Genomic DNA, 12,431 nt, shown 5'->3' with positions numbered 1-12,431 from the left:
GTTTCGACCGAGATGTGATAGGCCTGGGTTGCGCTTTGGGCGTCCTGGGCATGTTTTTCCACCATCGCGGTGACGTCGGAGGCGTACTTGACCACTTTGCACAAGCGCCCGGCGGCGTCGTACACCGGGTTGTAGTTGGCTTCGAGCCACAGCGATTGCCCATATTTGTCGATGCGCTCGAACTGACCACTGAAGAACTCGCCCTGATTGAGACGCCGCCAGAAATCCTGATAGGCGCTGCTGTTCACCAGCTCGGGCTTGCAGAAAATCCGGTGATGTTTGCCCTTGAGTTCGGCGAGGGTATAGCCGAGGCGATTGAGGAAGTTCTGGTTGGCGGTGATGATGCTGCCGTCGAGATTGAATTCGATCATCGCCATAGCGCGGTCAATAGCATGCAGCTTGCCCTTGGACTCGCTCTCCTGCTGGACTTTCAGAGTGACGTCGAGGGCGTATTTCACCACCTTGATGACGTTGCCGTCGGAATCCTTGATCGGGTTGTAGCTGGCCTCAAGCCACACCGATTGCCCTTTGGCATCGATGCGTTCGAAGGTGCCCGCTTCGAACTGGCCGTTTTTCAGGCGCGCCCAGAGTTCGCGGTATTCGTTGCTGCGGGCAAACTCGGGGCGACAGAACTGGCGGTGGTGGTGGCCGACGACCTGTTCTGCGCGATAGCCCATGGTTTTGAGGAAATTGTCGTTAGCCCGCAAGGCTATGCCCTCCAGGTCGAACTCGATCACCGCCATCGAGCGTTCGATGGCATCGAGCAGGCTGGCTTGTTGGGCGATGGTGCGCTGCAAGGCGTCGATCCTTTTATTCTGGCGGCTAAATAGCATGATGGCCGGTACTCCGTGGGAAAAACCTGAAGGCAGTCCCTGTTGCGCGCCTGAATGCCGAAAGCCAAGGGACCTCGGCATTTTCCGCTCAATGCCAGCATTCCATGACTGGCAGATAAACGCTTAAGTGATACGTGCGTACTTTTGGATATCTGAACACTTGGAAAGACACTGTGACTTTGAGTGTAGAGGGTTTATTTTTTGTGACCGAAGGGTTTTATCTGGTTTTTGGAATAGTGTTAAGAACAATTATTCCGAAATGACCTGAATGATGCTGAGTAAAGTTATACCGAATGTTTTTTGTACAACTTCTCAGGAGTCATTCATTGCGGCGAGGAAGGCGTGGCTTTCCTGGCTGGCGCTTGCGACTTTGTTACGCCCGGAGTTTTTCGCGGCATACAAGGCTTTGTCCGCTTCGATGAGCCACATCGCTGCATCGCTCAGCCCCGGGTGCCAGGCGGCCAGGCCAATGCTCAGGCTGACCCTGAGTTGCGGTATGTCCGGATGGCGATAGTGGCTGAAGACCTCACGCAGCCGCTCCATGACTTCGTGGGCCTGCTGGAGTGAGGTCGCGGGGAAGATGACGCAGAACTCATCTCCGCCATAGCGACCGGTCAGGTCGCCTTGGCGCAGGTTGTGCCTGAGGTCGCAACTCAACTGATGCAGCACGGTATCGCCCAGGATATGGCCGTGGCAGTCGTTGATGCGTTTGAAATGATCGATGTCGATCAAGGCAATGGTGCCCTGGCAGCGTTGCTGCTGGCACTTGGTGAATTTGAGGTGCAGCAGATCTTTCCAGGCGCCGTGGTTGAGCAAGCCGGTGAGGCTGTCGGTGCGACTCAATGCGCGCAGGGCATGCTTGTGTTCGAACAGTTTGATCGCCAACTGATAGCAGACCATGCCCAGGGCCATCGGGTAGAGGGTCAGCATGGGCAGGCAAGCATAGATCTGCCACTGAGTGGTGTGCCCGGTGAAGGCCGGGCCGAGCAGCAACCAAGCGAGCAGCACACCGCCGAGCTGGGCGAAAAAGCCGCGGATGAACAAGCGCAGCCCTCCGGCCGCAAGGTTGTTCATGGCCATCATCGCCAGGATGGTCACCGTGGGTAGCGGATTGAACTGCATCGCTGCCGCCCAGAAGCCCCCGAACAGCGAGTCGCACCACAGGTTGCGGCGTTCAGCCTGGTAGGGAAACTCGGCCCGGGTCGAGATCAGGTACGCCAGGTGCGGCCAGAGAAAACCGTTGAACAGCAGGAGCGCCCAGACCCAGGACGGTTGCTGCACCGGGTACAGGCCGGCGAATACGCTGACGCAGCCGATTCCCATCCCGACCACCCTGGGCAGGTAAATACGTTTGGCAAACGACAGCCCTTTGCCTTGTTGGTTATCCATAAAATTCCGTGTCAGCCGGTATTGAAATACCTTGTGATGTTTTTACTGGCCGCCATCCTTCCGCGGGCGAGGCGGCGAACATTGTCATTTATTCCAGGAAGAATAATCAGTGTCCTTGCAGGCCATTTAATGGCACGGGCGTACGCAAACGCCCATTGCAGAGCGGTCGATCAGCACCGTTGCAGCACGGCGGATTCGCTGTCGAGGGGGGATCAGGCCTGATAGGTGGCCAGGAACATGTCTATCGCGGATTCGACGACACGGTGCCGTTCCTCCACGTCGAGAGGCGGCCGGTTCATGGTGATCTGCGGCCAGAAGGCAAAGGTCTTGAGCATGCCGTGGATCTGTTGGGCGGCGAAATCCGGGTCGAGCGGCTTGAGCTGGCCGTCCGCCTGGGCCGAACGAATCCACACCATCAGGCCTTCCTCGCGCTCGCCCATGCGCGCCACCATGTACTGGGCGCGCTCGGGGGAGTGGAGGGTGGCGGCAATGGCAACCTGTGCCAGGTTGAGGAAATTGTCGTCGGCCAGCAGTTGCAGCTTGGCCATCAACAACTCGCGCAACTGTTCACGCAGGCTTAATCCCGGACGGTAAAGAATGTCCGGTCGCGCCCTGATGCTGGCCCATAACTTGTGCAGGATCTCGGTGAACAACTCTTCCTTGCTGGGGAAATGGTTGTACACCGTGCGCTTGGAAACTCCGGCCGTCGCCGCGATCTTGTCCATGCTGGTGATATCGAACCCGCTGGCATGGAATTCGGTGATCGCCGCCTGGATGATGGCTTCGCGTTTGAGGTCGGTCAGGCGCTTCGGAGCTGTCATAAGTTGGGTTCGATGGCGGTCGTTGGCAGTTATCCGGGGGCAGTTTACTTAGTCCCGGGTTTGTTGCAATCTAGAAAAACTACACTGTGCAGTGTAGTTCATGACAGAAAAACGATGGTCGGCTGACGCTTGCGTGCATTGGCCTTTGTCGTTCCGCAGAGAATCACCGGAGCCTTTTCGGGTTCCTTGGAGTCACTGATTCATGGCCACTCTCTCTTCCCGTGCAGACAGCGCCTCACGTCCCGAAACGTCCCTGCAGGAACAAGGTGCGTTCCGTAATCACACGCCGGTCCGGCGTGCCGGGCTGGGCAAGACGCTGGGTATTTTCTGGCGCATGCTGTTCCACAAACCGCGCAACACTCGCCCCACCGGGGCCATTCCGGTGCAGCCATTGACCCACGAACAGCTGCTGGCGGCGCCGAACCAGAGCGTCTACCGCCTGGGGCATTCGACGGTGCTGTTGAAGCTGCATGACAAGTTCTGGATCACGGATCCGGTATTCGCCGAACGCGCATCGCCGGTGCAATGGGCCGGTCCCAAACGTTTCCACCAGCCGCCTATCAGCCTGGAGCAATTGCCACCGATCGAAGCGGTGATCCTGTCCCATGATCACTACGATCACCTGGACCACCAGACCGTGCTCAAGCTGGCGGACAAGACCCGCCATTTCCTCACCCCCCTGGGCGTGGGCGATACCCTGGTGAAGTGGGGTGTGCCGGCCGACAAAGTGCGTCAGCTGGACTGGTGGGAAGGCACGGAAGTCGATGGCATTCGTTTTATCGCCACGCCGTCCCAGCATTTCTCCGGCCGTGGCCTGTTCGATGGCAACAGCACGCTGTGGGCCTCCTGGGTGATGATCGATGGCGACAGCCGGATCTTCTTCAGCGGTGACACCGGTTACTTCGACGGCTTCAAGCGGATTGGCGAGCGTTATGGCCCTTTCGACCTGACCCTGATGGAAACCGGCGCCTACAACGTCGAGTGGCCGGGCGTGCACATGCAGCCTGAGCAGACCCTGCAGGCGCACATCGACTTGAAGGGCCGCTGGTTGTTACCCATCCACAACGGCACGTTCGACCTGTCGATGCATGCCTGGTACGAACCGTTTGACCGCATCCTTTCGCTGGCCTGGGAACGCAGCATCGCCATTGCCACGCCGCAGATGGGCGAGGCCTTCAACCTGTCGCACCCGCAGCGGGGGCACGCCTGGTGGATGGAGGTCGACCCCGTGGCCGAGCAGGTAACGGCAAGCGATCTGTAGACCCTTCATCGGCTACTCCCCGAGCCCGGCTATCGCCAGGTTGCCGTGTCCGGGCCTGGGGAGTATCTAGAGAATTCCCCCAATACCCTCGACGGACCTGGTGATGGCTTATCGGCTTCATCTGTTTGGCGCATCTGGTTCCGGCACCACAACCTTGGGCCAGGCGCTGGCCCAGCGTTTGGATATTGCCCACTTCGATTCCGATAACTTCTTCTGGCGCTCCAGTGCACAGCCTTTCAGCCTGCGCCGCCCCCGGGACGAGCGCATCCAGCTGTTGCAGCAGCAGGTGGCCGGGTTGGACAGCTGGGTGTTGTCCGGCTCCTTGTGCGGTTGGGGCGACCCGATGATTGAGGCTTTCACCCATGCCATTTTCCTCCGCCTGGACCCCGAGGTCCGCCTGCAGCGTTTGCGGGTGCGCGAGTTTCAGCGTTACGGCGAGCAGATCCATGAGGGCGGCGAACGCCATCTCGCGACTCAAACCTTCCTTGCCTGGGCGGCTGGCTACGACACGGGTGGACAAGGTACGCGCAGCCTGCGCCGGCATGAGAGCTGGATCACCGGGCTGAGCTGCCCGGTAATCCGCCTCGATGCCACTCACCGCTCGGTGCAGGCATTACAGGAAGAGGTATTGAGCGCCCTGGATCACTCGATCATGGCGTAGTCGGGCCGTTCCATCGGGTTGGGCGTCGCACCCTTGATGTTCATGCCACGCCCCGGAGCGAAACCGGGGAAGAACACCAGGCCTTCTGCTTCCAGGCGAAAGGCCAGGGCCAGTCGGGTCACGTCGAGCAATTCGCCGCCCGCCTCGAAGCGGTGAATGGCGGCAATCGAGACGCCGGATTCCTGTGACAGCTGTTCCTGGCTCCACCCCAGCATGGCGCGGGCCTGAATGCAGTGTTCTGGGGTGAACTGGAAGAGGGCGATACGTTCCAGGGTGACTTTCATCGCGAGTGAGGCCATGGGATTTCTCCGGAAGCGGGTGAAAATGAGTCAATAAAGTACTGTTTATTTGTACAGTTGTTTTGCTCCCGGATCAAACTCATTTTGCCGATCGCCTCAACGTCTTCGTGACAAGTCTTGTCCCGGCGCTATGTCCCCGGTTTCCAGGTAGGCGCTGGGCGGTTGCCCCGCTACCCGGCGGAACATGGTGGAAAAGGCGGCGGGGCTGTCATAGCCGAAATCGAGGGCGATTCGCGTCACCGACTCGCCTGCGGCCAGTCGGGGCAAGGCCCTGACCACGCAGGCGCGCTGGCGCCACTGGACGAAACTCATGCCGGTCTGCTCGCGGAACAGGCGGTTGAAGGTGCGCAGGCTGATGTGCAGCTGTTGTGCCCATTGCTCGGGAGACTGGTGGGCATCGGGTTGTTGCAGGAAGGCCTGGCACAGGGTGAGCAGGCGTGGCATTTCGGGCAGGGGAATGTGCAGGGGCAGGCGGGTGGTACGGCTCAGTTCATGCAACAACAGGCTGACCAGCACACCGTCGCGTCCGTTCTCGTCGTACGCCAGCGGCAGATCCACCGCCTCCATCAGCAACTGGCGCATCAGTGGCGACACGCTGATCACCTGGCACTCATCGTCCAGGGTCGGCATGGCCGCAGGTTCGATGTACAGGCTGCGGGTACTGACCCCGAGCATCAGCACCTCATGGGCCACCCGGGGCGGAATCCATACCGCACGCTGTGGCGGCACCACCCAGCGGCCATTCGTGGTGCTGACCTGCATCGCCCCGGTGGCGCCATACAACAGTTGCGCGCGACGATGGCTGTGGCTCGGCAACAGGTGGCCCTGGGGGTAATCGGTGCCGATCGCCACCACGGCGCGTGGGGTGTGATCCAGCAGCCATGGCGCTGACGATGCTGTCGCTCAGTCGGCCATGCATATAGCGGTCGCCACCTCGACCTGCGTGATGATCGTCAACGTGCTGATGGCCACCGGCAAACACCGCCGCGCGGGCAACCTGATTCGACATTATCTGTGGCCGCTGGGTGGCTACATCGGGCTGGGAGCTATAGCGGGGGCGGTCCTGGCAATGGCGGTGAGTGGTGAGGCGATGCGCTACGCCTTTATCGCCTACCTGGCGCTGACCATTGCCGATTGCCTGATGCGTCGTGGCTTTCTTGAACAGAGCGACACCCGTGCGCCGCGCTGCTTGGGGCGACTGGAAAACACCGGAGGCCTGGGCATCGGGGCCATTGCTACCTTCCTGGGTGTCGGCGGTAGTGTGATGACCGTGCCCCTGCTACGCCGTTGTGGCTTGAGCATGACCCAGGCCACCTCCATGGCCAACCCGCTGAGCGTGCCGGTAGCCCTGGCCGGGGCCTTGACCTATATGGCCATGGCCGGCTTCAGTCGCTTCGATCTGGGCCCCTGGTTTATCGGCTATATCGACCTGCTGGCGTTTGCCGTGCTGACCCTCGGCTCATTGCTGGGCATGTGCCTGGCCTCACCGTGGATCGGGCGCATTCCCGACCGGCTGCATGCGCGGGTGTATATCGGCCTGCTGGTGCTGGTAATGCTCGGCATGCTGGTTCGCTAAGGGTTAGCCCAGCGCCAACCCCGGCGCTTCACGAATGATGAAGTGGTCGAGGTTCTCGATGTTGGCGCTGAATACCCCGAACGTCTGTTCGGGGTGTTTTTTGCTTGGCACCTGTTTCAGCTCCGGGGTCACGCCATAAAAGAAGCAATACAGCTCTTGTTCGCTGTCGATCGCATGCTTGATCTCTTCGAGGAAGGCTTTGCGCTTGCGGTAGCTCTCGATCAGTTTTTTGCTCAGGTAGACATTGACCGAGTAGGGCTTCTTTTTCGCCTCGTCCGCCTGTTTGAACCAGACCTTCTGTTCGAAGTCGATGCGAAAGCTCTGGGTGTAGTCCTTGATCTCCTTGATCTTGCCCCAGTAGATCAACCCCTTGTTGTCCAGCAGGTATTCGATCTTCTTGAAGAACGAGGCATAGGACGCCGTGTGTTCGCCGATCTTCAGCGGCATGCGCTTGAGCAGCTCCTTGTCGTCGATATTCGACACAAAACACTCCACCGGATGAGCGAAGACACTGGTCTTGTCTGGGGTGCCGGCCTGAGCCGGGGCCGGCGTGCGCAGACTGGAGGAGGGGGCTGGCGCGGCAGTTCCTGGCGTATCGCCATCCGCTGCCGGGCTGGCGGGCTTGCGCACATATTCGCGGCGGGCCAGCAGCAATTCCGATGGGAAATGCTCCTCCCGATCATCCTCGCTACCCTCCACTCCGGCTGCCAGCGTCCTGCTGGTGCCATACGGGCAGCCTTCGATATGCCGGGTGCCAGGCAGGTTCTTAAAATGCGGGGTGCGGATGTAATTGACGTTCTTGGCATTGAAGGTCCCCAACTGATTGTCAGCGGCAAAGGTGGCGCGACAGGCATCGTTGGGGCACTGGAATTGTTCCTTGGCTGAGTCGAAGGCCATGGTCTCGTCGAAATTCAGATCGCGCACGTCATAGATCGACAGCTTGTCGTCGAGGCTGATGCAGTAGGCGGTGTCGAATTTCATGGGGGCTCGGGTCCTTGAGTGAAGAAGGCTATTAATAGCGGGTGGCGCAGGGGAGTGCACTGATCTTTTCAAGCATGGGCGCTGATCTCGGCATAACCTTGTAGGTAGCACGTTCCACTCATCACCGGAAAAGGCTCAGGTTCATGTCTGACGGTAATCGCATCAATATCGGCTCCATTGGTGATGCCAACCACATCAACATTGCCCAGAATCAGGCGCCTGAACGCACCAGCATTCAGTTCGTCATCGATCCCAGGAGTGTCGAGCGGGTTAGCCGGGGCAGCGTCATCAAAGGCGCGGTGGCGTTTTTTCTATCGCTGCCGGCGCTGGCGCTTTCGGTCATGTCGATCCTGGCCGACGCGTTGGGCATCCTTTCCTACTTCAATGTGGAGTCGCGGATCCTGGCCTACCTCATCATGGCCGCCGCCATGGGCGGGGTGATGCTGTGCAACGGCAAGCGCAAGATGGCCACCGCCAGCATTGCGCCTGACCAGGCCCGATTCATCGATGGGCGTTGGGTCGAGCGTGATGAAAGTGGCGATTACCTGCTGTATCGCAATACCGCGCCCTGCAATTACGAAAACTGCCACGGTACCGTGCGTATCCAGACGCCACCGCCGCGCGAACAGCATAACCACGATCTGATCGGCGTCTGCGATATCGGCGGCAAGCAACACACCTATCGCGTCGACTTCAATGGCGTCGGCGAACGGCAGCATTTCGACTGGCGTCCGCTGGAACAGAACAAGCCATGACCCCGTTCCAACCACGCCCTTGGTAGGGCGGGCGTGCTCACGAAAAATCCCCCGTCGGGACCAATCAAACTGACAGCCTTCCTGAGTCTTGCCAGGTCATGGCGGCTGCATGAGGGGCATGAAATTTCCTACAGTTCTAATTAACAAAACTCTCACCATATAGAGACGAGTCCTACGCGTTAAAGCTTGTAAAAACAAAAGCTTAGCTGTCTTGAACAGTCCTGGCAGAGAACGTCACACCTTTGGCAAGGAGGGACAAGTAAGCCTCGAACAAATGGCCGATAAGAAGGCGCCGGCCTCATGAATGAAGGCCCGGTGGGAACCAGCCAGACGGCTTTTCCCCTCACAATAACGAGGACCTCCATATGCCTGTTCTTGCGCGTTCATTGTTGTTTTGTCTGGCCCTGTCCGGCACCGGGGCCGTCCTGGCGGAACAGGCAGCCTTGCCTTATCTGCCGGCCAATCAGTTCCGGCTGGCTGACTACCTGCCACCACCTCCAACTGTTGATTCATCGTTGCAACAAAGCGATTTGACAGCCGTGCTGGCGGCCCAGGCAGCACGCAGTAGCGCTCAGGTGAGCCGGGTCCAGCAGGATGATGAATGGGAAGACAGCGTGTTCCACTTCGCCAGGGAATCCCTCGGCGCCGGTTTCAGCATTGAGCGCCTGCCCCTGACCCGGGCCTTCTTCCGGCGGGCCCAGGAAGACCTGGTGCAATTCCTGATGCCGGCCAAGCACAGCTATGGTCGGCCGCGCCCTTACGAAGCCTCGGCACTGGTGAAGCCGGTATTGCCGCCACCGGAGGGCGATTCCTACCCCAGCGGTCACTCGATGAATGGTTATCTCAATGCCACCTTGCTGGGCATGGCGCTGCCGGAGAAACGCAGCGAGTTGTTCAGCCGCGCACAGATCAATGCCGACAGCCGGGTCATCGCCGGTGTGCATTTCCCCAGCGACCTGGAGGGCGGAAAGATCAGTGCCGCGGTGTTGGCGGCCCGGCTGCTGGACGATCCCCGCGCGGTGGCGGATTTCGAGGCGGTGAAAAAGGAGATTCGTGGTGCCCTGGCCTCCGCCGATTGAGTTCCGCGTTGGATGATTTGCCTGGAGTCGGGGATACCGGGTCCCAATAAAAAAGCCCTGAGCAAGTCAGGGCTTTTTTGATCTTTCGTTGTGCCGATTCAGATCGAGATCGGCACAGGGCAGGAGCTCGGAATCAATCCCAGCTCAGCGCGCCGCCAGTCTGATACTCGATCACGCGAGTCTCGAAGAAGTTCTTCTCTTTCTTCAAGTCCATGATTTCGCTCATCCATGGGAACGGGTTGGTGGTGCCTGGGTATTCTTCTTTCAGGCCGATCTGCGACAGGCGACGGTTGGCGATGAACTTGAGGTAGTCCTCCATCATCGCCGCGTTCATGCCCAGTACGCCGCGCGGCATGGTGTCGCGAGCGTATTCGATTTCCAGTTGGGTGCCCTGGAGGATCATCTGGGTGGCTTCTTCCTTCATCTCGGCATCCCACAGGTGCGGGTTTTCGATCTTGATCTGGTTGATCACGTCGATACCGAAGTTCAGGTGCATGGATTCGTCGCGCAGGATGTACTGGAACTGCTCGGCGACGCCGGTCATTTTGTTGCGGCGACCCATGGACAGGATCTGGGTGAAGCCGCAGTAGAAGAAGATGCCTTCCAGAACGCAGTAGTAGGCGATCAGGTTGCGCAGTAGCTCCTTGTCGGTGTCGACGGTGCCGGTTTCGAACTTCGGATCGGAGATCGAACGGGTGTACTTCAGGCCCCAGGCCGCTTTCTTGGCGACCGATGGAATCTCGTGGTACATGTTGAAGATCTCGCCTTCATCCATGGCCAACGATTCGATGCAGTACTGGTAGGCGTGGGTGTGGATCGCCTCTTCGAACGCCTGGCGCAGGATGTACTGGCGGCATTCCGGGTTGGTGATCAGGCGGTACACGGCCAGTACCAGGTTGTTGGCAACCAGGGAGTCGGCGGTGGAGAAGAAGCCCAGGTTGCGCATCACGATGCGGCGCTCGTCGTCGGTCAGGCCTTCCGGGTTTTTCCAGAGGGCGATGTCGGCGGTCATGTTGACTTCTTGCGGCATCCAGTGGTTTGCACAACCGTCCAGGTACTTCTGCCAGGCCCAGTCGTATTTGAATGGCACCAGCTGGTTGAGGTCGGCGCGGCAGTTGATCATGCGCTTTTCATCGACGGCGACACGGGCGGAAGCACCTTCCAACTCGGCCAGGCCTTCGGCGATGTCGAGCTGGTCCAGAGAGGCCTTGGCACGGGCAACGGCAGCGGAATCACTGGCGGTTACGGCGCGGGCTTCGAGAGCGGCGGCACCACCGGCGCTGTCGAGTTTGTCCATGGCAGCTTCGGCAGCGTGGCCGGCGTTGGCGCCTTTAACGGCGACTTCGCCTTCTTCTTTGTCGAATTCGTCCCAGCTCAGCATGACGTGTCGTCTCCTGCGTGAGGGCCAGATGCCCGTGTGAAAACTGATGGTTGGCTTTTCACACGGCCGAACTGGCCGCGTTGGATCTTAAGGAATCGTTTGTTGCGGCAGCTAACGCAGGCAATAAACAAAAATATGTACGGGAGTTCCGAGGCGGTTATGGGCGCAGAGGACCGAGTCGACTCCTGCGCTGGCTTCGGATTGGCTGTTTATCCCTGTAAGGGAATATTGCAGGCCCGTTTTAAGGCCGCATTATAGGGATTTTTTTGCCGCTGTGGTGCGACGAAGTGGCTCACGATTCGGTTGGCGAGGGGCGTGATCGCGGCGGAGCGAGGGTTTACAAGGCTTTGGCCAGCAAAGATTTTTTTTCACCCGGTTTTGCGGTTTTTTGCCGCCTGGAAGCGATCCGAGACCTCGGCTTTTTCGCGCAATGCTCTGCAAGCCCCGTAGTACAAGGCTTACAGGGAAGGTCGTGGGCTTTGGTAGACAGGATTGTGTTCAATTCATGGTGCAAATTGTCAGTCGGATAATTTGCTCAAAAAATAAGCAAAAAAACGCTTTTGCCACTACATCTTGTGTTGGATGGTCAATTTTTGACCTTTGAAACACTACTGTCCCGGGTTGCCACCCGAGGTCGTTCTTGATGCTCGAGAAGGCATTTTCGGACCATCATCAAGCCCCTTGGGGCGATATGGAAACGCTCCCCGCAATGTGGCTCGACAGATGAAAAAGGGGAGTGCGAAAGCCGTGGTCGCACTGCATTGGGCGATGGCTTGCAACCAGTCTGGATTCAGTTATGCATCTGGCCATCTTTGCCGCAAGAAAGATCTCTTGCGGCCGGCAATTGTTGGAACTTGAAGAGCAACTTTGGTATCAGCCGTTAGAGCAGCCGTTACCCATGACGCGGTATTGCAGAATGTGCCGCAGACCTTTCGAGTCTTCATATTCCATACGTGCAGGTACAACTTCGCATACATTTGGAACTTCGCTCATGGATATAACTTTGGCGATGTCCAGGTCGGACGAATAAGAGTATTCCTCTACTGCCGGTTGCTGGCTTGCGACATCAGTCGGGATCTCGTCGGCCATTGCTGTAACGCAAAGACTGCTGAGGGCCAGAATTAATAAAGCTTTCATTTTGATTTCACCTTTCTAAGGTCGTGTAGGGTCACGCAGCCTTTGTGGGGCTGCGTGTGGAACTTGAGTAGAAGTCTGGATTAACTGCCTTCGTGGGGGCTGTAACTTGGTTAATCACATTGCCTTGTTGGCGAGGTTGATTTTAGGCGCCTGAGTAGGCGCTATACAGGCGTGCTTTTGATAAACACTATTGACGGTTTTTGTAACAATCCCGGTAAAAACGACCCCCAGCGGCCTGGCAGCGGTCTTCTACTTACT

11 protein-coding genes and 2 pseudogenes are annotated in these 12,431 nt (G+C 58.6%); 5 read left to right on the top strand and 8 right to left on the bottom strand.

Translation table 11 applies throughout. From position 1 onward, the window contains the following. Window positions 1-68: 68 nt before the first annotated feature. The 3 genes and pseudogenes from PMI20_RS31050 to PMI20_RS25785 form a co-directional block, all read right to left on the bottom strand. A pseudogene (locus PMI20_RS31050) lies at window positions 69-833 on the bottom strand (PAS domain-containing protein); the annotation flags it as partial. A gap of 312 nt (window positions 834-1,145) precedes the next feature. Beyond that, window positions 1,146-2,222, bottom strand: coding sequence for a diguanylate cyclase (locus PMI20_RS25790; RefSeq protein WP_007925181.1), 1,077 nt, complete (start codon window positions 2,220-2,222; stop codon window positions 1,146-1,148). Window positions 2,223-2,434: 212 nt separating this feature from the next. Beyond that, a complete protein-coding gene (locus PMI20_RS25785; protein ID WP_007925182.1) occupies window positions 2,435-3,043 on the bottom strand; it encodes a TetR/AcrR family transcriptional regulator in 609 nt (202 codons plus the stop codon). Window positions 3,044-3,245: 202 nt separating this feature from the next. Here PMI20_RS25785 and PMI20_RS25780 point away from each other — a divergent pair, with 202 nt between their 5' ends. Both PMI20_RS25780 and PMI20_RS25775 read left to right on the top strand, forming a co-directional pair. Next, on the top strand, window positions 3,246-4,304 hold the full coding sequence (locus tag PMI20_RS25780; protein ID WP_007925183.1) for an MBL fold metallo-hydrolase: 1,059 nt from the start codon (window positions 3,246-3,248) through the stop codon (window positions 4,302-4,304). A 103-nt stretch (window positions 4,305-4,407) separates the two neighbouring features. Then, a complete protein-coding gene (locus tag PMI20_RS25775) occupies window positions 4,408-4,965 on the top strand; it encodes an AAA family ATPase (protein ID WP_007925184.1) in 558 nt (185 codons plus the stop codon). Here the strand turns inward: PMI20_RS25775 and PMI20_RS25770 are convergent. Further along, entirely contained in the window at window positions 4,947-5,264 is a 318-nt protein-coding gene (locus tag PMI20_RS25770; RefSeq protein ID WP_007925185.1) for a helix-turn-helix transcriptional regulator, read from the bottom strand. The genes PMI20_RS25775 and PMI20_RS25770 overlap by 19 nt on opposite strands. Window positions 5,265-5,360: 96 nt before the next feature. Next, window positions 5,361-6,143, bottom strand: a complete 783-nt coding sequence (locus PMI20_RS25765; RefSeq protein ID WP_037034511.1) for an AraC family transcriptional regulator — start codon at window positions 6,141-6,143, stop codon at window positions 5,361-5,363. Between PMI20_RS25765 and PMI20_RS25760 the strand changes: the two are divergent. Next, window positions 6,139-6,840, top strand: a pseudogene (locus PMI20_RS25760) (sulfite exporter TauE/SafE family protein); the annotation flags it as partial. The gene PMI20_RS25765 and the pseudogene PMI20_RS25760 sit on opposite strands and share 5 nt — an antisense overlap. Before the next feature lie 3 nt (window positions 6,841-6,843). Here the strand turns inward: PMI20_RS25760 and PMI20_RS25755 are convergent. After that, window positions 6,844-7,821 (bottom strand): hypothetical protein, encoded by a 978-nt coding sequence (locus PMI20_RS25755; protein ID WP_007925189.1) that lies wholly within the window; start codon window positions 7,819-7,821, stop codon window positions 6,844-6,846. A 143-nt stretch (window positions 7,822-7,964) separates the two neighbouring features. Here PMI20_RS25755 and PMI20_RS25750 point away from each other — a divergent pair, with 143 nt between their 5' ends. Next, the gene (locus PMI20_RS25750) at window positions 7,965-8,576 is read left to right on the top strand and encodes a phage holin family protein (RefSeq protein WP_007925190.1); all 612 of its coding nucleotides are present in this window, start codon (window positions 7,965-7,967) and stop codon (window positions 8,574-8,576) included. A gap of 365 nt (window positions 8,577-8,941) precedes the next feature. Then, entirely contained in the window at window positions 8,942-9,655 is a 714-nt protein-coding gene (locus tag PMI20_RS25745) for an acid phosphatase (protein ID WP_007925191.1), read from the top strand. Window positions 9,656-9,788: 133 nt separating this feature from the next. Here the strand turns inward: PMI20_RS25745 and PMI20_RS25740 are convergent, their stop codons facing one another. Both PMI20_RS25740 and PMI20_RS25735 read right to left on the bottom strand, forming a co-directional pair. Then, window positions 9,789-11,036, bottom strand: a complete 1,248-nt coding sequence (locus PMI20_RS25740; RefSeq protein WP_007925192.1) for a ribonucleotide-diphosphate reductase subunit beta — start codon at window positions 11,034-11,036, stop codon at window positions 9,789-9,791. Between the two features lie 873 nt (window positions 11,037-11,909). Next, window positions 11,910-12,173 (bottom strand): DUF2790 domain-containing protein, encoded by a 264-nt coding sequence (locus PMI20_RS25735; RefSeq protein WP_007925194.1) that lies wholly within the window; start codon window positions 12,171-12,173, stop codon window positions 11,910-11,912. Between the last annotated feature and the right edge of the window lie 258 nt (window positions 12,174-12,431).

The sequence above is a fragment of the Pseudomonas sp. GM17 genome, assembly GCF_000282175.2.
In the GTDB taxonomy this organism is placed as follows: Bacteria; Pseudomonadota; Gammaproteobacteria; order Pseudomonadales; family Pseudomonadaceae; genus Aquipseudomonas; species Aquipseudomonas chlororaphis.
Note: the sequence above shows the minus strand (reverse complement) of the source record. Positions and strands in the feature narration are given on the sequence as shown.

Bases quoted from the DNA above. Each gene is read 5' to 3' on its own strand.
- PMI20_RS25790 (WP_007925181.1), bottom strand. From the start codon at position 2,222: ATGGATAACCAACAAGGCAAAGGGCTGTCGTTTGCCAAACGTATTTAC.
- PMI20_RS25785 (WP_007925182.1), bottom strand. From the start codon at position 3,043: ATGACAGCTCCGAAGCGCCTGACCGACCTCAAACGCGAAGCCATCATC.
- PMI20_RS25780 (WP_007925183.1), top strand. From the start codon at position 3,246: ATGGCCACTCTCTCTTCCCGTGCAGACAGCGCCTCACGTCCCGAAACG.
- PMI20_RS25775 (WP_007925184.1), top strand. From the start codon at position 4,408: ATGGCTTATCGGCTTCATCTGTTTGGCGCATCTGGTTCCGGCACCACA.
- PMI20_RS25770 (WP_007925185.1), bottom strand. From the start codon at position 5,264: ATGGCCTCACTCGCGATGAAAGTCACCCTGGAACGTATCGCCCTCTTC.
- PMI20_RS25755 (WP_007925189.1), bottom strand. From the start codon at position 7,821: ATGAAATTCGACACCGCCTACTGCATCAGCCTCGACGACAAGCTGTCG.
- PMI20_RS25750 (WP_007925190.1), top strand. From the start codon at position 7,965: ATGTCTGACGGTAATCGCATCAATATCGGCTCCATTGGTGATGCCAAC.
- PMI20_RS25745 (WP_007925191.1), top strand. From the start codon at position 8,942: ATGCCTGTTCTTGCGCGTTCATTGTTGTTTTGTCTGGCCCTGTCCGGC.
- PMI20_RS25740 (WP_007925192.1), bottom strand. From the start codon at position 11,036: ATGCTGAGCTGGGACGAATTCGACAAAGAAGAAGGCGAAGTCGCCGTT.
- PMI20_RS25735 (WP_007925194.1), bottom strand. From the start codon at position 12,173: ATGAAAGCTTTATTAATTCTGGCCCTCAGCAGTCTTTGCGTTACAGCA.